General features: G+C 59.5%; 25 protein-coding genes and 1 riboswitch. Of the genes, 16 read left to right on the forward strand and 9 right to left on the reverse strand.

Annotation, left to right across the window (positions count from 1 at the left end; all coding sequences use genetic code 11):
• Positions 1-42 precede the first annotated feature (42 nt).
• Positions 43-180, reverse strand: coding sequence for a hypothetical protein (locus PSH57_RS12545; protein WP_305389816.1), 138 nt, complete (start codon positions 178-180; stop codon positions 43-45).
• A gap of 156 nt (positions 181-336) precedes the next feature.
• The gene (locus PSH57_RS12550) at positions 337-522 is read right to left on the reverse strand and encodes a hypothetical protein (RefSeq protein ID WP_305389819.1); all 186 of its coding nucleotides are present in this window, start codon (positions 520-522) and stop codon (positions 337-339) included.
• 348 nt (positions 523-870) lie between these two features.
• Here PSH57_RS12550 and PSH57_RS12555 point away from each other — a divergent pair, with 348 nt between their 5' ends.
• The 13 genes from PSH57_RS12555 to PSH57_RS12615 all read left to right on the forward strand — a co-directional run bounded on the left by PSH57_RS12555 (position 871) and on the right by PSH57_RS12615 (position 11,624).
• The gene (locus PSH57_RS12555) at positions 871-1,284 is read left to right on the forward strand and encodes an arsenate reductase ArsC (RefSeq protein WP_305389820.1); all 414 of its coding nucleotides are present in this window, start codon (positions 871-873) and stop codon (positions 1,282-1,284) included.
• An 8-nt stretch (positions 1,285-1,292) separates the two neighbouring features.
• Positions 1,293-1,664 carry a metalloregulator ArsR/SmtB family transcription factor gene (locus tag PSH57_RS12560; protein WP_214912061.1) on the forward strand — a complete coding sequence of 124 codons (372 nt, stop codon included), beginning with the start codon at positions 1,293-1,295 and terminating at the stop codon, positions 1,662-1,664.
• Positions 1,665-1,693: 29 nt separating this feature from the next.
• Positions 1,694-2,164 (forward strand): arsenate reductase ArsC, encoded by a 471-nt coding sequence (locus tag PSH57_RS12565; RefSeq protein ID WP_305389822.1) that lies wholly within the window; start codon positions 1,694-1,696, stop codon positions 2,162-2,164.
• Between the two features lie 68 nt (positions 2,165-2,232).
• Positions 2,233-2,949: an arsenical resistance protein ArsH gene (arsH, locus tag PSH57_RS12570; RefSeq protein WP_305389823.1), complete on the forward strand. Its 717-nt coding sequence runs from the start codon at positions 2,233-2,235 to the stop codon at positions 2,947-2,949.
• 67 nt (positions 2,950-3,016) lie between these two features.
• Positions 3,017-4,021 carry an ArsJ-associated glyceraldehyde-3-phosphate dehydrogenase gene (locus PSH57_RS12575; RefSeq protein WP_305389824.1) on the forward strand — a complete coding sequence of 335 codons (1,005 nt, stop codon included), beginning with the start codon at positions 3,017-3,019 and terminating at the stop codon, positions 4,019-4,021.
• 9 nt (positions 4,022-4,030) lie between these two features.
• On the forward strand, positions 4,031-5,260 hold the full coding sequence (gene arsJ, locus PSH57_RS12580) for an organoarsenical effux MFS transporter ArsJ (RefSeq protein ID WP_305389825.1): 1,230 nt from the start codon (positions 4,031-4,033) through the stop codon (positions 5,258-5,260).
• Positions 5,261-5,329: 69 nt separating this feature from the next.
• The gene (locus tag PSH57_RS12585; RefSeq protein ID WP_305389826.1) at positions 5,330-6,007 is read left to right on the forward strand and encodes a thermostable hemolysin; all 678 of its coding nucleotides are present in this window, start codon (positions 5,330-5,332) and stop codon (positions 6,005-6,007) included.
• The gene (locus PSH57_RS12590) at positions 5,997-7,478 is read left to right on the forward strand and encodes an AMP-binding protein (RefSeq protein ID WP_305389828.1); all 1,482 of its coding nucleotides are present in this window, start codon (positions 5,997-5,999) and stop codon (positions 7,476-7,478) included. The genes PSH57_RS12585 and PSH57_RS12590 overlap by 11 nt, the downstream gene beginning before the upstream one ends.
• Positions 7,475-8,149 carry an iron-containing redox enzyme family protein gene (locus PSH57_RS12595; protein ID WP_305389829.1) on the forward strand — a complete coding sequence of 225 codons (675 nt, stop codon included), beginning with the start codon at positions 7,475-7,477 and terminating at the stop codon, positions 8,147-8,149. The genes PSH57_RS12590 and PSH57_RS12595 overlap by 4 nt, the downstream gene beginning before the upstream one ends.
• Positions 8,136-8,945, forward strand: a complete 810-nt coding sequence (locus PSH57_RS12600; protein WP_305389831.1) for an SDR family oxidoreductase — start codon at positions 8,136-8,138, stop codon at positions 8,943-8,945. The genes PSH57_RS12595 and PSH57_RS12600 overlap by 14 nt, the downstream gene beginning before the upstream one ends.
• Entirely contained in the window at positions 8,942-9,586 is a 645-nt protein-coding gene (locus tag PSH57_RS12605) for a tetratricopeptide repeat protein (protein ID WP_305389832.1), read from the forward strand. The genes PSH57_RS12600 and PSH57_RS12605 overlap by 4 nt, the downstream gene beginning before the upstream one ends.
• 11 nt (positions 9,587-9,597) lie before the next feature.
• Entirely contained in the window at positions 9,598-10,260 is a 663-nt protein-coding gene (locus PSH57_RS12610; RefSeq protein WP_305389833.1) for a response regulator, read from the forward strand.
• Positions 10,257-11,624: a sensor histidine kinase gene (locus PSH57_RS12615; protein WP_305389834.1), complete on the forward strand. Its 1,368-nt coding sequence runs from the start codon at positions 10,257-10,259 to the stop codon at positions 11,622-11,624. Before PSH57_RS12610 ends, PSH57_RS12615 begins: the two co-directional genes overlap by 4 nt.
• Here PSH57_RS12615 and PSH57_RS12620 read toward each other — a convergent pair.
• On the reverse strand, positions 11,621-12,730 hold the full coding sequence (locus tag PSH57_RS12620) for an ArsO family NAD(P)H-dependent flavin-containing monooxygenase (protein ID WP_305389835.1): 1,110 nt from the start codon (positions 12,728-12,730) through the stop codon (positions 11,621-11,623). The two genes, PSH57_RS12615 and PSH57_RS12620, sit on opposite strands and share 4 nt — an antisense overlap.
• A 52-nt stretch (positions 12,731-12,782) precedes the next feature.
• A riboswitch (Fluoride riboswitch) is annotated at positions 12,783-12,843 on the forward strand.
• Positions 12,844-12,983: 140 nt separating this feature from the next.
• On the opposite strand from PSH57_RS12620, the gene crcB reads away from it, so the two are divergent.
• Genes crcB through ppa form a run of 3 tightly spaced genes read left to right on the forward strand, consistent with a single transcriptional unit; the run spans position 12,984 to position 14,279 of the window.
• Positions 12,984-13,367: a fluoride efflux transporter CrcB gene (crcB, locus tag PSH57_RS12625; RefSeq protein ID WP_305389836.1), complete on the forward strand. Its 384-nt coding sequence runs from the start codon at positions 12,984-12,986 to the stop codon at positions 13,365-13,367.
• A 10-nt stretch (positions 13,368-13,377) separates the two neighbouring features.
• Positions 13,378-13,731 (forward strand): DUF190 domain-containing protein, encoded by a 354-nt coding sequence (locus PSH57_RS12630; protein WP_305389837.1) that lies wholly within the window; start codon positions 13,378-13,380, stop codon positions 13,729-13,731.
• A gap of 2 nt (positions 13,732-13,733) precedes the next feature.
• A complete protein-coding gene (ppa, locus tag PSH57_RS12635; RefSeq protein ID WP_305389838.1) occupies positions 13,734-14,279 on the forward strand; it encodes an inorganic diphosphatase in 546 nt (181 codons plus the stop codon).
• A 164-nt stretch (positions 14,280-14,443) separates the two neighbouring features.
• Here ppa and PSH57_RS12640 read toward each other — a convergent pair whose 3' ends face one another.
• Genes PSH57_RS12640 through PSH57_RS12665 form a run of 6 tightly spaced genes read right to left on the reverse strand, consistent with a single transcriptional unit; the run spans position 14,444 to position 18,966 of the window.
• Positions 14,444-14,632 carry a YgaP family membrane protein gene (locus tag PSH57_RS12640; protein WP_305389840.1) on the reverse strand — a complete coding sequence of 63 codons (189 nt, stop codon included), beginning with the start codon at positions 14,630-14,632 and terminating at the stop codon, positions 14,444-14,446.
• The gene (locus PSH57_RS12645; RefSeq protein WP_305389841.1) at positions 14,629-15,063 is read right to left on the reverse strand and encodes a DUF6691 family protein; all 435 of its coding nucleotides are present in this window, start codon (positions 15,061-15,063) and stop codon (positions 14,629-14,631) included. The genes PSH57_RS12640 and PSH57_RS12645 overlap by 4 nt, the downstream gene beginning before the upstream one ends.
• Before the next feature lie 2 nt (positions 15,064-15,065).
• On the reverse strand, positions 15,066-15,500 hold the full coding sequence (locus PSH57_RS12650; protein WP_305389842.1) for a YeeE/YedE family protein: 435 nt from the start codon (positions 15,498-15,500) through the stop codon (positions 15,066-15,068).
• Between the two features lie 43 nt (positions 15,501-15,543).
• Positions 15,544-16,347 (reverse strand): sulfite exporter TauE/SafE family protein, encoded by an 804-nt coding sequence (locus tag PSH57_RS12655; protein WP_305389843.1) that lies wholly within the window; start codon positions 16,345-16,347, stop codon positions 15,544-15,546.
• A 28-nt stretch (positions 16,348-16,375) separates the two neighbouring features.
• Positions 16,376-18,046: a bifunctional protein tyrosine phosphatase family protein/NAD(P)/FAD-dependent oxidoreductase gene (locus PSH57_RS12660; protein WP_305389844.1), complete on the reverse strand. Its 1,671-nt coding sequence runs from the start codon at positions 18,044-18,046 to the stop codon at positions 16,376-16,378.
• A 41-nt stretch (positions 18,047-18,087) separates the two neighbouring features.
• Positions 18,088-18,966 (reverse strand): MBL fold metallo-hydrolase, encoded by an 879-nt coding sequence (locus PSH57_RS12665; protein ID WP_305389845.1) that lies wholly within the window; start codon positions 18,964-18,966, stop codon positions 18,088-18,090.
• Positions 18,967-19,130 lie beyond the last annotated feature (164 nt).

A 19,130-nucleotide genomic window follows, 5' to 3' on the forward strand; every position in this document is an offset into this window, starting at 1 on the left:
TTCGACCGTAGTACCGCACAACATGCGTGCGCCGCAGTTGACTCAGGTCAGCGGGGCCGGCATGGCGAGTACGACGGTGGGGGAGCACAGGTCGCTGCGTCGTCCGGGGTTACCGACACAACACTCTTCGGTGACAAAGGTGATCAAGTCAGCATAGGTGTGATATTGGCGCGGCGGCATTCGAAGCAGCCCGCCGGGGCAGTATTTTGCGGTGAAACGGGGGAGTGTCGAGGGCACGTCTGAGGGCGTGCCGCTCCACCTGCGATAAGGGCGGTGCAGCGGCTTTCCCGCCTAATGGACCCGCCCCACGGTAGGGGCGGGACAGATCTGACAGATTTACTTCTTAAGCGTGCTCAGATAGTCCTTCAATGCCTTCTCATCATCCGACTTGACGGTCATCCCCTCTGGGCCGTTGCCGATTTCCGTGAATTGCTTGGCCGATTCGCCGTGAGCCTGGAAGTCTTTCAGTTCTTCAGAGTCTTCGCGAAAAACCCAAAGGCGACCGTCTTCTACTTTGGTCACAAAACCCGGCTTATCGTACTGGCTCGCGAAGCTGACGCTTGCAAACAGGCTGGTCAGCAGGGCGGCGGTGATCGTTAGTTTTTTTCTGGCTCCTGATTGGCTGGGTCGGAGCAGAGGCTATCCCTGGATAGGTGAAGAATTTATGACAGGAGCCGTATATGCTTTTTTCTAAATGTTTTTTTGCGCTTTCCTACCTTGGTCTCCAGGTTTTCATTTGATTACACGGAGGATAATCGTATCGGATGTCAACAAATCAGGGTGTTTGCCGTTGATAATCGGATTTTAGGGTTTACCTCGTATGTGAAAAAACATATATTCGATTTACCGTATATTGGATGAGGCATCATCATGACTGGCAAATCCCGGATACTCTTCGTTTGCACGGCTAATGCTGCACGTTCACAGTTGGCGCAGGCCTTGCTCAGGCACACGGATTCGGAGCATTTCGAGGCATTCAGCGCCGGTACTGCACCCACTGAGGTCGACCCGCGCACCTTCGAGGCCTTGTCGCACCTTGGGATCAGTACTGACGGGTTACGCAGCAAGTCGATCGATGAGTTTCAGGGTGAGCGTTTCGATTACGTCATCACCTTGTGTGATAAAGCCGCTTCGGAATGCCAGTCGCTCCCCGGCGCAGGCGAGGCCATGGCCTGGAGCTTCGAGGATCCGGTCACCAGCACCAAGCCCGATGCGTTCCGTCACACGCTTCACGAGATTCATGATCGCATCAAGATGTTTGTCTTGGTGAAAACCAAACACTGAGAACTGAAATGGCTGACCATCTGACCCCAACCACTGTTTTCAAATGCCTGGCGGACGACAACCGTGTACGCATGATGCTGCTCATCACCCGAGAGGGGGAGTTGTGCGTCTGTGAGCTGACGTGCGCTTTGAACGAGAGTCAGCCGAAAGTCTCCAGGCACTTGGCGCAGTTACGCACGTGCGGGTTGCTGTCGGACCGTCGGCAGGGGCAATGGGTCTATTACCGACTGCACCCCAACCTGCCTGACTGGGTGCTTCAGGTATTGACCGTGGTACTTGAAACCAACAAGCACTGGTTAAGCCCTGATGCCAAGCGACTGGATGACATGGGTGACCGTCCTGAGCGGGCAATCGCTTGTTGTGAAAGCACAATCGCCTGATCCCGCCTTTTCGACTACGAGACGACCCGATGAAAATCCTGTTTCTCTGCACTGCCAATAGCTGTCGCAGTATCCTCTGTGAAGCGCTTTTCAATCATTTGGCCCCCCAAGGGATGAAAGCCTACAGCGCCGGAAGTCAGCCGAAGGGAGAAGTGCATCCGCTCAGCCTCAGAACGTTGGAACAAGCAGGCATTAGCACCGGTGGCCTGTTCAGTAAGTCCAGTGATGTTCATGCAGAACTGGCGCCTGATTTCGTGATCACGGTGTGTGATAAAGCCGCCGGTGAAGCCTGTCCGGTGTTCTTCGGTCCGGCGATAAAAGCCCATTGGGGGCTGGCTGATCCTTCGGAGTACCGCGGTACTCAAGAAGAGATCGAGGCGGCTTTCGAAGCCACCCTGGAGCAAATCAAAACCCGTATTGAAGCCTTTCTGGCACTGCCGCTTCCCCAACTGGGTGCTGAACAGCTCAGGGCAGAGCTGGCCCTGATCGGCACGCTGTAACCCGGGAGCGATGATCATGCACCGCGGGTTTGATGACTCTACGAGCGCCGTTGCGCAGGACAAAGACTATGTTTGATGAGCCAATCCCCCAACTGAATACCGAGCTGGCTGATCTCCCATCGGCCGACAAGCTGGGTATTGAGAAAACCTCCCTCCACAAACCGCGCATTTTGCTGCTGTACGGATCGACGCGCGAGCGCTCCTTCAGTCGTCTGTTGGTAGAGGAGGCCGCTCGGCTGTTGGAGCACTTTGGCGCCGAAGCGCGAATTTTCAATCCGTCAGGTCTGCCGCTGCCGGATGACGCGCCGGTCGATCATCCCCGGGTCCAGGAGCTGCGTGAGCTGATGCAGTGGTCCGAAGGCCAGGTCTGGTGCTCGCCGGAACGCCACGGGTCCATGAGCGCGGTGTTCAAGGCGCAGATTGATTGGGTGCCGCTGGCCATGGGCGCGGTACGCCCGACTCAGGGCAAAACCCTCGCTGTGATGCAGGTGTGCGGTGGTTCGCAGTCGTTCAACGTGGTCAATCAACTGCGGGTGCTGGGACGCTGGATGCGCATGTTCACCATTCCCAACCAATCCTCCGTGCCGAAGGCCTATATGGAGTTCGACGACAGCGGCCGGATGAAGCCTTCGCCGTTCTATGACCGCGTAGTGGATGTGATGGAGGAGCTGGTGAAGTTCACGCTGTTGCTTCGCGACCGCCAGGATTACCTGGTCGACCGCTATTCCGAACGCAAGGAGTCGGCGCAAGAATTGATGAAGCGGGTCAATCAGCGCTCCATCTGAGTCAAGCCCATCGCCTGGTTCGACCGGCAGTCGAACTCCACAGACACCCGCCACAGAGCACAACAACATGACTATCAAAGTAGGCATCAACGGTTTTGGACGCATCGGTCGCCTGGCATTGCGGGCCGCCTGGCACTGGCCAGAGTTCGAATTCGTGCAGATCAACGACCCGGCGGGTGACGCCGCGACCCATGCGCATCTGTTGAACTTCGATTCGGTGCATGGTCGCTGGAATGCAGAGGCTGGCTCCGAGGGCGACAACATCGTCATCGACGGCAAGCGGATCAAGGTCACGGCCAATAAAGCAATTGCCGATACAGACTGGTCGAGCTGCGATCTGGTGATCGAAGCCAGCGGAAAAATGAAGACGGTTGCCGTGCTTCAGGGCTATCTCGAGCAGGGCGTGAAGCGTGTGGTGGTCAGCGCCCCGGTGAAGGAGAAGGGCGCATTGAACGTCGTCATGGGCGTCAATCATCAGCTGTTCAAGCCCGACGACCATCCGATCGTCACCGCCGCTTCGTGCACCACCAATTGCCTGGCGCCGGTGGTGAAAGTCATCCACGAGAGGCTCGGCATTCGCCACGGTTCGATCACGACCATTCACGACCTGACCAACACCCAGAGCATCCTCGATCAACCCCACAAGGACCTGCGCCGTGCGCGGGCTTCGGGCATGAGCCTGATTCCCACCAGCACCGGCTCGGCCACGGCCATCGCGGAAATTTTCCCGGAGCTGCGCGGTCGCCTGAATGGTCACGCCGTGCGCGTGCCACTGGCCAACGCTTCGCTGACCGATTGCGTCTTCGAAGTCGAGCGAGCCACTACCGTCGAAGAGGTGAATCAGTTCCTCAAGGACGCTTCCGAGAATGAACTCAAAGACATCCTCGGTTTTGAGGAGCGCCCATTGGTGTCCATCGATTACCGAACCGACCCGCGCTCGTCGATCATTGATGCGCTGTCGACCATGGTCATCAATGGGACCCAGGTCAAACTTTACGCCTGGTACGACAATGAATGGGGCTATGCCAACCGTACCGTGGAGCTTGCCCGGATGGTCGGTGGGGCAGTCTGAGGAGCGGTCATGAAAGCGTTGTCAGCCCTCGCTCCGCCAGTGCGGCAGTACCTGCTCGTCACCGGCAATTACTGGGCCTTTACCCTCACCGATGGCGCCTTGCGGATGTTGGTGGTGCTGCATTTTCATGCGTTGGGCTACAGCCCGCTGCAAATCGCCGCGTTGTTTTTGTTCTACGAAATCTTTGGCGTGATCACCAACCTGGTGGGCGGCTACCTCGGTGCCCGGCTAGGTCTGAACCGAACGATGAATATCGGCCTGGGGATGCAGGTCGTGGCGCTGTTGATGCTCACAGTTCCTTTGGCCTGGCTGACCATCCCCTGGGTGATGGGCGCTCAGGCGCTGTCCGGAATCGCCAAGGACCTGAACAAGATGAGCGCGAAAAGCTCCATCAAACTGCTGGTTCCCGACGGTCAGCAGGGTCAGCTTTACAAGTGGGTGGCGATCCTCACTGGCTCCAAGAATGCCCTCAAGGGCGTTGGCTTCTTCCTGGGTGGCGCCTTGCTGGCCCTCATCGGCTTCAAAGGTGCGCTGCTGGCGATGGCCGGCGTACTGGCGCTGATCTGGATCGGCAGCCTGATCCTGTTGAAAAAGGACTTGGGTAAAGCGAAAGCCAAACCCAGGTTCCGTGACATCCTGTCCAAGAGCCGCGCGATCAACATTTTGTCGGCGGCACGGATGTTCCTGTTCGGTGCCCGCGACGTCTGGTTCGTAGTGGCCCTGCCGGTTTATCTGAGCAGTGTTTTTGGCTGGGACTTCTGGAAAGTCGGCGGTTTCCTGGCGGCCTGGGTGATCGGCTACGGCATCGTGCAGTCTTTCGCGCCCAACATCACTGGCAAGAAACGTGGGCACGTGCCGGATGGCCGTGCGGCGTTTCTGTGGGCAATAGCATTGGCAGGCCTGCCTGCGGCCATTGCGCTAGGGCTCGACAGCGGGTTGGCACCCCAGACGGTGCTGCTGGGTGGGCTCATGGTCTTTGGTGCGCTGTTCGCGGTGAACTCTTCGTTGCACAGCTACCTGATCGTCTCCTACGCCAAGGAAGACGGCGTGTCGCTGGACGTGGGGTTCTACTACATGTCCAACGCCATGGGGCGGCTGATCGGAACGGTGCTTTCTGGCTGGGTTTATCAAGTGTACGGGCTGCAGGCGTGCCTATGGATATCCAGCGCATTCGTGCTGCTCGCCGCTTTGATTTCCATTGGATTGCCTCGTCACGCCAGTCCGGCGGTCGATCTTTAACCACCTTCAGACTTCGTTAAGAAACGGCCTCGATACTTTCTCCCAATACCCAAGGGAGAACGTTGACCCATGCCCGATTCTGACTGGAACATCCATCTACCGCTGGCTTTCGGCAATGCCGGCCAGCCGGCTCGCCACTTGCACCGGACTCTGCCGGGAGAGCCCCGCCGGGATGAGTTTGAAGCCTTCATCCACCGGCGTTTTCACCAGGCCCATGGCGCCGAGATTCGTCACTTCATGCCTGAACTGTTCGGGCTCGATGATGCCGACGGTAAGCTTTGCGCCGTGGCAGGCGTGCGTCTGGCGGCCCAGGGGCCGCTGTTTCTCGAGCGTTACCTGGACGATCCCATCGAGCCTTTGATCAAGGCCGACGCAGACTGCGCAGTGGATCGCGCCGGCATTGTCGAAGTTGGCAATCTGGCCGCCAGCGACACCGGCAGCGCTCGCCTGAGCATCATCGCGATCACCTATCTGTTGGCGATGGGCGGTCTGGAATGGGTGGCGTTCACCGGCAATATCGGCCTGGTCAACAGTTTCCATCGCCTTGGCCTCAAGCCCGTGACCCTGTGTCCCGCCGACCCGCAGCGCCTGGGGGAAGACCGTCACCTCTGGGGCCGCTACTACGAGAGTCAGCCATGGGTTCATGTCGGCAACATCCGCGCCGGCTTCGTTCACCTGCGCGATGCCGGTCTGTTCGACCGCCTGGGGTTCTCACAGACCTATGGGGAGGCGTGCCATGTTGCCTGAAGTGGAGCGCTTCAAACTGACCCTGCGTGAGCATGCCCAACGCAAGGGTTACGCCGTGGCGCTGTGGGGCGATAACTTGCGGCTGGACTACGCCACGCTTTATTCCGAAGTGGTGTACCGCCAGCAACGCCTGCGCGATGAACAGATAAAAGTTGTGGCTCTGGCCCTGGATAACGGTGTCGAAGCCATGCTTTGGGATCTGGCGGCTTTGTTCGAAGGTTTGAGCTGCGTCATCCTGCCGGGCTTTTTCAGTCCGGCTCAACGCTTGCACTGTCTGGAGCAGAGCCAGGCGCAGCGGGTGATTGCCGAACCGGGACTGGCAGCCGAACTCCAGGCCGCCGGTTACCGCTACAGCGGCGAGTTCTGGCACAAAGATTACGCCGGGCCGAGCCGCTTGCCGGCGGGCACCGCGAAGCTGACGTTTACCTCTGGCACCACCGGCACGCCAAAAGGTGTCTGCCTGAGTGCCGACAGTCTGCTGCGGGTCGCCCGTGAGCTGGAACAGGCCAGTCGGCCGGTCAACGCAAGGCATCACCTGGCGTTGCTGCCCCTGGCGGTCCTTCTGGAAAACCTCGGGTGCTACGCGGCGCTGTATGCCGGTGCGATGCTCAGCCTGCCTGGCCCGAAGACCCTCGGCATCCAGGGCGCCAGTGGCGCTGACCCGGCGCGCCTGTTGGCGTGCCTGACCGAGCGCCGGGCGCAGAGTCTGATCCTGGTTCCACAATTGCTGGTGATGCTGGTCACGGCCGTTGAGCAGAAGGTGTTCTACCCGCACGCTCTGCGGTTCGCCGCGGTGGGCGGTGCGCGGGTATCCGACGATCTTTTGCAACGAGCCCAGCGTGTTGGCGTGCCGGTATTTGAAGGCTACGGGCTGTCGGAATGCGCGTCGGTGGTGTGTCTCAACCGGCCACAGGCCAACCGTGCTGGCAGTGTCGGTCAGCCGTTGCCCCATGTGCAGGTTCGTCTGGCCGCAGACGGCGAAGTCATGATCAAGGGCTCGACCTTGCTCGGATACCTGGGGGAGCCCCCGCCTGCCAGCGACTGGTGGCCCAGCGGCGACCTGGGGGAATTCGACGCTGACGGGTTCCTGTACCTGCGCGGCCGCAAGAAGCACCAATTCGTCACCAGCTTTGGTCGCAACGTGAATCCCGAATGGGTCGAAGCCGAACTCACCCAGGGCGGCTCCATCGCCCAGGCCTTCGTTTATGGCGAAGCGTTGCCGCACAACCATGCATTGCTGTGGCCCACCCGCGCTGACTGCTCTGATCAAGCGCTGGAGCTGGCTGTGAGCAAGGCCAACGAGGCGCTGCCCGATTACGCTCGGGTCCATCACTGGACGCGACTGGCGCAACCCTTCACCGCAGCCAACGGCATGCTCACCGCCAACGGTCGACCGCGCCGCGAAGCGATTGTCGAGCGTTACCGCGGGTTGTTCACCGAATCCGTTCTGTCTGAGGAATATCCGTCATGAGTTTTTTCGACACTTTGCAAGAAGCCACCCATCAGCAACGCCAGACGCTGTTCAACCTGCCGATCATCCGTGACGCTCTCGATGGCCAGGTCAGCCTGGCCAGTTACCGGGCGTTTCTGATCCAGGCCTACTACCACGTGCGCCACACGGTGCCGTTGATGATGGCTTGCGGTGCACGCCTGCCAGCGCACCTGGAATGGCTGCGCAAGGCCGTGTGCGAGTACATCGACGAGGAATACGGTCACGAGCAATGGGTGCTGGATGACATCGCCGCGTGTGGAGGCGACAAGGATGCGGTGCGTGACGGTCAGCCGTCGTTGCCTATCGAGTTGATGGTCAGTTACCTGTATGACCTGATCGCCCGGGGCAACCCGGTGGGGCTGTTCGGCATGGTCAATGTGCTCGAGGGCACCAGCATCGCTCTGGCGACCCATGCCGCCGACGCCATTCGTGAACAGCTGGAGCTGCCGCCTACCGCTTTCAGCTACCTCAGCTCCCATGGCTCGCTGGATATCGAGCACATGCAGACCTATCGCAGCCTGATGAACAAGCTGGAGGATCCTGCCGACCAGGCGGCGGTGATCCACGCCTCCAAAGTGGTGTACACGCTCTACACCGAGATGTTCCGGGGCCTGCCCCGTGACGAGGGGCATCAACATGCGCCTGCGTGACGCCCGGATCGTCCTGACCGGTGCCAGTGGCGGAATTGGCCTGGCCATCGCCCAAGCCCTATGCGCCAGTGGCGCTCGGGTGCTGGCCGTGGCCAGGCATCGCGAAGCGCTGGAACCATTGATCGAGCGCTACCCGCAGCAGTTGTACTGGGTTGGCGCGGACCTGACTGTGCCAGGTGATCGGCGCAAAGTGCTGGCCGCAGCCGAGGCCTTGGGCGGCATCAACCTGCTGATCAATGCCGCCGGTGTTAACCACTTTGCCATGCTCGAACAACTCGATGACAGTGAGATCGATGCCATGCTGGCGCTGAACATCAGCGCGCCGATCTGTCTGAGCAAACTGTTGCTGCCACTGCTCAAACAGGCCGACAGCGCCATGGTGGTGAATGTCGGGTCGACCTACGGCTCGATCGGCTACCCAGGCTACGCCAGCTACTGCGCCAGCAAGTTCGCCCTGCGCGGGTTCTCCGAAGCACTGCGCCGGGAGTTGGCGGACACCCGTGTCGGCGTGCTCTATGTGGCGCCCCGGGCCACACGTACGTCGATGAACAGCCCGGCGGCCCAAGCCCTCAACCAGGCGCTCAAGGCCAACGTCGATGACCCGCACGCCGTGGCGTCGGCGGTCATGCATGCCATTTCCGGTGACCGTCGCGAGCTATATCTAGGCTGGCCCGAGCGTTTTTTTGTCGGCCTCAACAGCCTGCTGCCCAACCTGGTGGATCGTGGCCTGCGCAAGCAACTGCCACTGGTTCGCCGTCTGAGCCATAAACCCGAGAACGAGCACCTCAAACCATGAAAAAAATTCTGATCTGTTTGCTGTTCGGCGCCCTGGCTCAAAGCGCCTGGGCCTTGGATGACGCCGACCAGCAGCGTCTCACTGGCATCCAGCAAAGTTGGGCGCATATCCAATATGACTTGCCTGAGGGGCAGCGCGCCGATGCCTTTGAAAAGCTCGCCGCCCAGGCTTCAGCGTTCAAGCAGCAACGCCAATCAGTGGCGGAGGCCTGGATCTGGTCGGGCATTGTCAAAAGCAGTTGGGCAGGGGCCGCAGGCGGGCTCGGTGCGCTGGGCAAGGTCAAGGACGCCAAGGCCGACTTGGAACAGGCCCTGGCTCTGGATCCCAAAGCCTTGCAAGGCTCGGCCTACACCAGCCTCGGCGCGCTCTATGACCGGGTTCCCGGCTGGCCCTTGGGGTTTGGCGACTCGGACAAGGCCGAGCAATTACTCCAGCAGGCGTTGCAACTGAACCCGAACGGCATTGACAGTCTGTACTTCTGGGGCGATCACCTCTACCGTCAGAAGCGCTACGCTGAGGCCCGGGTTGCCCTGCAAAAAGCCTTGCAGGCAGCGCCACGGCCGGGCCGGGAAACCGCCGACGCCGGCCGCCGCAAAGAGATCGAAGCGTTGCTGGTGGATGTGAACAAAAAACTTGGCTGAGGGGAGTGTGCGTGCGCTTATTACTGATCGAGGATGACGTGGCCCTGGGCGAAGGCATCCATCAGGCCCTGAGCCGCGAAGGCTATACCGTTGACTGGTTGAAGGACGGGAGCAGCGCCTTGCACGCACTGCTCAGTGAAGCCTTTGACCTGGCCGTGCTTGACCTGGGCCTGCCACGGATGGATGGCCTGCAGGTGTTGCGTCGCTTGCGTGACAGCGGTTCCAACCTGCCGGTGCTGATCCTCACCGCCCGGGACGCCACCGAAGATCGCATTGCCGGGCTCGATGCGGGGGCCGATGACTACCTGATCAAACCCTTCGATCTGGCGGAACTCAAGGCCCGGTTGCGGGCCTTGTTGCGCCGCAGCGCCGGTCGCGCCCAGGCGCTGATCGAGCATGCCGGCATCAGCCTCAATCCGGGCACCCAGCAGGTCAGCTATCAGGGCAACCCGGTGGCGTTGACGCCCAAGGAGTACCAGTTGCTCCATGAGTTGCTGTCGCCGCCGGGCCGGGTCATGACACGCGATCACTTGATGCAATTGCTTTACGGCTGGAACGAGGAGGCCGAGAGCAACACCCTGGAAGTGCATATTCACCACCTGCGCAAGAAATTTTCCACCGACCTGATCCGTACCATTCGTGGCGTCGGGTATCTGGTGGAGGAGCGCCGATGACTTCAATCCGGCGGCGCACCCTCACGCTGATCCTGGGGCTTTTGTTCGTTGGCCTGTTGATCATCACCGTATTCAATCTGCATGACAGCAACCACGAAATCGCTGAAGTCTACGATGCTCAATTGGCCCAGAACGCCCGGCTGTTGCAGGGTGTCATGCGCATGCCCATGGCCAGCAAGGAACATGCGCAGTTGTATCAGGCATTCAATTCGGCATTGGCGTCGGCGGTTCCCAAAGTCGATGGTCATCCCTATGAAAGCAAAATTGCCTTTCAGGTCTGGGATTCAAACGATGCGTTGCTGGTTCACACCTCCAGCGCACCGACATTCACCGCACCGCCGATTGCTCCTGGTTTCAGCGACGTGATAGACCAAAAGGACCGTATATGGCGGGCGTTCGTACTGGATGACACACAGTACGGCCTGAAAATCTGGGTAGGGGAGCGTGATGATGTGCGAACCGATCTGGTCGATCGTATTGTCCGTCACACAGTGGTGCCCAATCTGATCGGCAGCCTGATACTTGCCGTTGTGATCTGGTTGGCCATCGGCTGGGGGCTCAAGCCTCTGGTCGACATGGCCGCCAAGTTGCGCGCGCGGCATCCGGGCTCACTGGAGCCTCTGCAATTGGTGCCGCTGCCCAGCGAACTTGAGCCGATGCAAGCGGCGCTCAATCGGGTATTGGCGCAGATTCAGGAGTTGATGGGCCGTGAACGGCGTTTTATTGCCGACGCAGCCCATGAAATGCGAACCCCTCTGGCGGTGCTCAGGGTTCATGCACAGAACCTGATGGAGGCCGGGAATGAGCAGAGCCGTCGTGAGTCCCTGCAACACCTGATCGTTGGAGTGGATCGCACCACGCGCCTGGTCAATCAATTGCTCACCATGGCACGTCTTGAACCGCAAGCTGGCGTGCCTGCACCCGCTGTTATCGATCTGCCCGCCACGGTGCGTGAAAGTCTGGTTCAGATGACCCCTTGGTTGCTCAGCAAAGGGCTGGAGCTGGTTCTGGACGTCAGTGATGACATCGGCCCGGTGAGGATTGATCCGGTGTCCATCGATATTGCCTTGAACAACCTGGTGACCAATGCGGCCAGCTTTTCTCCCCCCAATGGTTTGATCACGGTGCGGCTGGCCCGACAGGGCGATCATTACGAGCTGGCGGTCGAGGATCAGGGGCCAGGCATAGACGAGGCCGAACGGGACCGGCTTTTTGAACGCTTCTACAGCCGCGGGAACGACCAGGGCGCCGGGTTGGGCTTGACGATCGTGCGGACCATCGCCAATCGGCTTGGCGGGCAGGTCCGGTTGGAGAATCGCCCCGAGGGAGGCTTGCGCGCCACGTTGCAGATGGGCCGCCTTTAACCTTGCTCGTCGCGTGCGAGTGGTGCTTGGGCAGCGGATGGATCGGCGAGAAAAGCTGCGATTTCACCGACCGTGCTGCGGGCCGTGCGTGTTACGCCGATCAGCGTAGCGGAGGCCGCACCGGTCCATTCACCATAGCCGACCAGCCATAGCCTGGGCTCTTGAATCGAATGAGTCCCGTCAACGTCCACGCGCCCTTCAGCGTTGAGCACACCCAGCGTCTCCAGATGCTGCAGGGCGGGTCGGAAGCCGGTGCACCAGATCACCACGTCTACCGCAGACTCGCTCCCGTCCGCCCAGATCACGCCGTTGCGGGTGAAGTGTTCGAAAGGCCGGACTGATTTGAGCGCGTCGCGCGACCGGGCCTCGACAACGGGCGGTACCATGACAATGTCACCCAGCCCACCCACGGGCTGCTCGATGACGCGACCTTCCTGTTGCGCTTTCCAGCGCTGCGTGGCGCGCTCGAACAACACCTGCCCATCCACTTCATCAGGCAGGAACAGCGGTTCAACAGGTGTTACCCATGTGGTTTCGGCAACCCTGGAAACCTCGGCCAGAATCTGAGCCCCTGAATTGCCGCCACCTATGACCAGGACTTTTTTTCCGGTGAACGGCTGCGCTTGGAGGTAGTTTGCCGAGTGCAACTGTTGACCGGCGAATAATCCGGCGCCGGGGTAGTGGGGGATGAACGGGGTACTCCAGGTGCCGGTGGCGCTGACCACAACCTTGGCGTCCCAATGTCTATCGTGCGCCTTAACCCGTAACCCGGTTTCTGTACGCTCTACAGAAGTGACGCGCACGGGACGCACGATGGGAAATTGATAGCGCTGTTCGTACTGCGTGAGGTAGTCGATCACATGGGTGCGTGATGGGTAGCCATCCTGCGTGGGCGGCATCATCCAGCCAGGGATCGAGCTCCAGGTGGCGGGGGAGAATAGACGCAACGAATTCCAGCCATGACGCCAGGCACCTCCTGGCGCTTGTTCCGCATCGAGAATGACGAACGAAAGCCGGGTGCGCCGCAGGAAGTACGCCACCGCCAGGGCTGATTGGCCTCCACCGACAATGACCACGTCATATTGACTGGCAGGCGAATGAGTCATGACGGTGGTCTCCTATTAAGGTTGTTGCTGTCATTGGCATTGATGCTATAGGATTTGATCAGGAGATGGCATTCCTCCTCAAACCGCCTTGTGCTGATGATGCCTACGTGAACCCTGGACAGGGTACGTAGGCTCGTCTGTACCCTGTCCCCACTTTAGGACAGGTTATGATCTTACTCCCCGAATTCTCCCCGTTTAGTTGCGCTTGCCGTCTGGCTGCTTGGCCATTCAGATTTTTTGAGGTGGGCGCTCCATGCTGAAATCGTTCCTTGTCATTGCTATTGGCGCCTCACTGGGTGCCTGGTTGCGCTGGCTTTTGGGCATGAACCTGAACGCGCTGTTTCCCACGCTTCCTCCAGGCACCGTAGTTGCAAATATGGTGGGGGGATACATCATTGGCCTGGCCATTGCCTTCCTGGCTGCATCTCCCACCGTAAGCCCTGAGTGGCGTCTCCTGATCATCACGGGTTTCTGTGGCGGTCTGACCACGTTTTCTACATTTTCTGCCGAAACGGTTGCCTTGATTCAGGAAGGCAGATTGCTCTGGGCGCTCGGCTCGATTTCGTTGCATGTCGTAGGTTCGTTGGCGATGACCGCTGCCGGGCTTCTGTCCTACCAAATGATTGGTACTCGCTGAGGTGATAAAAATGAAAGGTTTTATGGTCGTTTTCTTTACTCAACAAAACCGTCGCTATCAGGGAAAGATGCTAGGTGAATGGATCGTCGACGTGGCTAAAGAAATGGGCTTGCGCGGCGCCACGCTCTGCACTGGCATCGAAGGGTTCGGGCATACCGGCCAACTGCACTCGTCGCACTTTTTTGAGTTGGCGGATCAGCCTACGGAGATTCGCCTGGCAATCACCGAGGATGAGGCAGAACGATTGTTCAAACGGCTGGATGCCGAGGAGATATCAGTGTTCTTCACTAAGACGCCGATCGAAATGGGCACCCTTGGGCAAAAACCCTCCAGCGCAGTCACTTCCACACCTTCGGAGCTATGAACATGAGTTACGCGGATATCCCGGCAGGCAACCAGATCCCTGATGACTTTTTTACAGTCATCGAAATTCCCGCGAACCACTCTCCGATCAAATACGAGGTGGACAAGCCGAGTGGACAATTATTCGTCGACCGTTTCCTCAGTACGCCGATGTTCTATCCGGCCAATTATGGATTTATCCCGAACACTTTGAGTGACGATGGGGATCCGCTGGACGTACTGGTGATTTGCCCTTACCCCGTAACGCCTGGTGTTGTCATTCGCTGCCGCCCAGTCGGCGTGATGTACATGACAGACGAAGCGGGTGCCGACGCCAAAGTGATCGCGGTTCCTCATGAAAAACTCAGCTCGATGTACAGCGAGGTCAAGGAATGCAAAGACCTGCCGGCACTGTTGCTTGCCCAGATCCAGCATTTCTTCGAAAATTACAAGGCATTGGAGCCGGGTAAGTGGGTGAAGATGGGACGCTGGGGTAACGCCGATGAAGCCAGGGACGAGATCCGGAAGTCGGTAGCTGCTTTCGTTCCTAAAAAGCCGGTTACTCCCTAGAAATTTCAGGAGTGGTCTTTTTGTGACATGGGCGTGCGCTTGGCAAGGCTCGAGAGGATGCCCGCCAAGTGGACACCCTCGCCTCAAGTGATGCTCTCAGCAAAGGTTTGTTGACCGCGAGCGCCTGTACCGTCATTTACAGGCGCGGCGCGGCAGTATCCGCCTCAGCAGCGGTTGCAGGTCCTGATGCCCAGTAATGTATAGACCGGGCAGAAACGGAAGATCCCCGTGGCCAGCGGCACCAGGCCGATCCAGCCCCACAAGCCGATCACTCCACTCAGACTGAGGGCAATGAGGACAAGTCCTGCGGCAATACGCAAGCTACGGTCTATGGTTCCGATGTTGGCTTTCATGACGATCTCCCGATCAGTGAGCGCCGGTTCTCCAGCGCAGTGAACAACAACATGCCAGCCAGCATGGCCGCCATGAATACGATGATTTGCCAGTGCCCTGTGAGCAGGATCGCCACGGCGGGCCCTGGGCAGATACCGGCTATCCCCCAACCGATGCCAAACAGCAGGCTGCCGCCGATCAGGCGAGGGTCCAGCTCACGCTTGACCGGTAATTGCATCGGGTTTCCCAGCACCGAACGGGCCTGGCGGCGAGCCCAGGTCAGCGGGCCGATCGCGACAGCAATCGCGGCGAGCATTACCAGCGCCAGGGAGGGGTCCCAAGTACCAGTCACATCCAGGAACGCCAAGACTTTGCTCGGATTGGCCATGCCCGCCAGGAGCAAACCGAAGCCGAACACCAGACCGGCCATGAATGCAGTCAGTTTGAGCATGTTCAACCTCCCAGCACATGACGCAGGACAAAGACCGTGGCGAAACCGCTGAGCATGAAACATGCCGTGGCGATCATCGAACGCGGTGAAAGGCGCGACAGGCCACATACGCCATGGCCGCTCGTACAGCCCGACCCGTAGCGGGTGCCGATGCCCACCAACAGACCGGCGACGGTGAGGCCGAGCCAGCCGCTCTGAAACTCAATCTGCGGCAACGCGGTGAACAAGCCCCATACCAGCGGCGCAACGAGCAGCCCCAATAGAAACAGGGCTTTCTCACTCACCCCCTCGCTACCTCGCTGCAGCAGGCTGCCGAGCAAACCGCTGATGCCGGCGATACGTCCATTGGCGACAACGAAAAGGCTGGCAGCCACACCAATCAACGCACCGCCGGCAAGAGATGACCAGGGCGTAAAGTTGAGCCAGTCAATGTTCATGAGATTTCTCCGCTACAAATCACGTTGAGACTCCACCAGGCGATTAAACAAAGGCCTTTACAACCAATGCCAGAGCCACCAAAGCAGCCAGAATGGCAAAGCCTTTTTGCAGATACGGCTCTGGCAGCCTGGCGGCGAGCAAGCGCCCGCCGGTCATTCCCACCAGTGCGCCAAGGGTAAAGGGCACGGCAATCGCCCATTGCAAGTGACCTGCTGCCGAGCTCGCCACCACACCGGAAATTGAAACCAGGGCAATGACCGTCAGCGACGTGGCAAGCACCGACTGGGTGGTCAGATTGGTGTAGCGCTGGAGCGCCGGGACCATGACAAAACCGCCGCCCACACCCAGCAAACCGGAAAGCGCGCCGGCGACCATGCCGGAGACCGCCAGCGCCCATGCGCAGGGTGCGGTCCAATGGAGCTTGCCCCGTTTTTCGTCCAGTACACAGGGCGGGGGTTTGCGCATCGACGTGGCTTTGGAATCGGCGCGCGCGGGCAATGATTTTTGAAAGGCCCGGAAGGCCACGTACATCAATAGAACGGCAAACAGGACCGCCAAGGGACGGTTGGGCGTGCGCTGAGCCAGCCAGATCCCCAATGGAGAGCAGATGATCCCCGCGCCTGCGGTCAGCAGTGCCGCCTTATAGCGTACGGTGCCGTTTCTAAGGCCCATCACCGCACCCAGGGACGCGGCCAAACCCACCGCCAGCAGGCCGATGGGCCCGGCTTCGGCCATGCTCAGGCCCGCGCCGAAGACGAGCAGGGGAACCGCCAGTATTCCCCCGCCCGCGCCGGTCAGCGCCAGAATCACACCCACGGTCAGGCCGAGCAGCAAGATGATGATCATCCCTCTCTCCTTGCCTTGAGGTCTGCTTTCATAGATCCGCCAACTCCGGTTTTGCCAGCCACTCATGTCCTTTGAGCATTCCCTTCCAATACAACGGCGGGAGAATCCGCTCCTTGAGCAGCCAGGCCAGCCGCGATGGCCGGGTACCGTCAATCAGCCAGGACGGGAAGCTGGGGGCGACGGTGCCGCCATAGGTGAACTCCGCCAGGACGATCTTGCCCCGTTCGACCGTCAGCGGGCAGGAGCCGTAGCCGTCGTAATGAGCGTTGCCCTTGGCTTTGCCCATGGCCGCCAGCACGTTATGGGCGACCACGGGCGCCTGCTTGCGAGCGGCCGCGGCGGTCTTGGCGTTGCTGGAGTTGGTGGCGTCGCCCAGTGCGTGAATATTCGCCCAGGTTTTATGGCGCAGCGTGTCGGGGTCGACATCAATCCAGCCAGCCGCATCGGCGAGGGGGCTGATGCGGATAAAGTCCGGTGCAATCTGTGGGGGGACCACATGCAGCAGGTTGAAGTCGCGAGTGACAAGCTGGCGCGTGCCATCGGGCTTGACGCAACTGAAGGTGGCGGTTTTGGCGGGCCCGTCAACGGCGGTCAGTGTGCTGCCGAAGTTCAGGTCGATGCCATAGGCGCGGATGTACTCCATCAGGGCCGGCACGTAATCGGGCACCCCGAACAACACTGCTCCGGCACTGCAGAAATCGATCTTGATATTGCCGAGTACCCCTTCACGCCGCCAGTGGTCGGCAGAGAGATACATGGCTTTTTGCGGCGCCCCGGCACATTTGATCGGCATGGGCGGTTGCGTGAAGATGGCCCGGCCACCGCGCAGTTTTTGCACGCACTCCCAGGTATAGGGGGCGAGGTGATACAGGTAGTTTGATGTGACACCATTGCGACCCAATGTCTGCGGCAGACCTTCAATGGCATTCCAGTTGAGTTTGAGGCCAGGGCATACGATCAGTTGTTGATACTTGACGACTCTGCAGCCATCGAGAATGAGCGCATTTCTCTCGGGTTCAAAAGCGGCCACGGCGGCTTTGATCCAGTGCACGCCGCGAGGAATGGTCGAACCCATCGTGTGGGCGGTCCGGGGTGCATCGAAGACACCGCAACCGACCAACGTCCAGCCTGGCTGGTAATAATGCACATCTGCCGGGTCAATGATGGCGATGTCGAGCCCCGGTTCCCTGGCCAATAAACTGGATGCCGCCGCAATACCCGCTGCGCCGCCGCCGATAATGACCACCGCATGTTCGGCCTCGGCCACTTCGACCGGGGTCAGCCCCTTGTTCGCAATCCGGCGGATAACGCCTTTCATGTCAAACCCGGCATCTTTGGCTGTTTCGACGATCTGCGGCAGAGGCAGCAGGCTCGCTTGTGACAGCGCCCACATGGTTGTCGAACGCATGCCGGAGCGGCAATACGCCAACACCGGTTTTGGCAGTGTTTCAAATAGCTGGCCGAAGGCAACGCCTTGTTCGTCGGTAACCTTGCCCGATTCCGCGGGCAGATAGTGAGCTTCAATGCCCACGGCCTCAGCCGCGCGTTTGATTTCGGCAAACAAGGGTTGATCGCTGCCTTCGCCATCCGGGCGATTACACACAATGGCGCGAAAGCCGGTGTTTTTCAGTTCCGTCAATTGATGGGGAAAAATCTGCTCTGATACCGCTAAGCCTGGCGCAAGGTGGCGGATGTCCATGGTGGTCTCCGTGATGAGGTTTTCTTATAGGGGAGGGGACGTCAGAGCGCGTTGAGCGGAATCTTCAAATAGCGTGTTCCGTTCGATTCAGGCTCGGGGAGGTGCCCGGCGCGCATGTTGACCTGAACCGATGGCAGGATCAGCGTCGGCATTTCCAACGTGCTGTCACGCTTGGTGCGCATGGCCACGAACTCTTCTTCACTGATGCCATTACGCACATGGATATTGTCGGCGCGCTGCTCGGCAACGGTACTGGCGAACAGTACCTCACGGCCTTCGGGCTGGTAGTCGTGGCACATGTACAGCACCGTATCGGCCGGCAGGCTCAGCACCTTGTTGATGGACCGGAACAAGGTGCGGGCATCACCGCCTGGAAAATCACAGCGCGCAGTACCGTAGTCGGGCATGAACAGGGTGTCGCCGACAAATGCCACCGTTTGCCTGGCGTCGCTGACGACGTACGTCATGCAGGCGGGTGTATGGCCCGGCGTATGCAGCGCGCGGCAGTGCAGCGAACCGATGGAGAACGTGTACTCATTGACGAACAGATGATCGAACTGACTTCCATCCTGGGCCATGTCTTCACCGGTATTGAACAGCGTGCCAAAGGTTTGCTGCACGGTGGTGATCCGACTGCCGATGCCGATCTTGCCTCCAAGCTTTTCTTTCAGGTAAGGCGCTGCCGTGAGGTGGTCGGCGTGGACATGGGTTTCAAGAATCCATTGAACCTTGGCGTCCAGCTCGGCCACCCTGGCGATCAACGCGTCGGCAGACGTCGTCGTGGTATGGCCGGACTTGGGATCGTAATCCAGTACGCTGTCCACGAGTGCGCAGTGGCGGGTCGCCTGATCAAGCACGATATAACTGACGGTATGAGTATCGGGATCGAAAAATCCTTCGACGTGCAGTGTAGCGGTCATGATCGGTCTCCTTGGTCTTGTTGCCGACTGGTTTAACCTGACATAGCAATAAGTCTGCCATGGACCGATTGAGCGAAAATTAAACGGTATCCTGTTGAATTTAATGTGTTTATTTTTTTGAGTCGGATGCGGCATTTTCACGCACATGAATAAACAACTGCCAT

The sequence above is a fragment of the Pseudomonas hefeiensis genome, from assembly GCF_030687835.1.
GTDB lineage: Bacteria > Pseudomonadota > Gammaproteobacteria > Pseudomonadales > Pseudomonadaceae > Aquipseudomonas > Aquipseudomonas hefeiensis.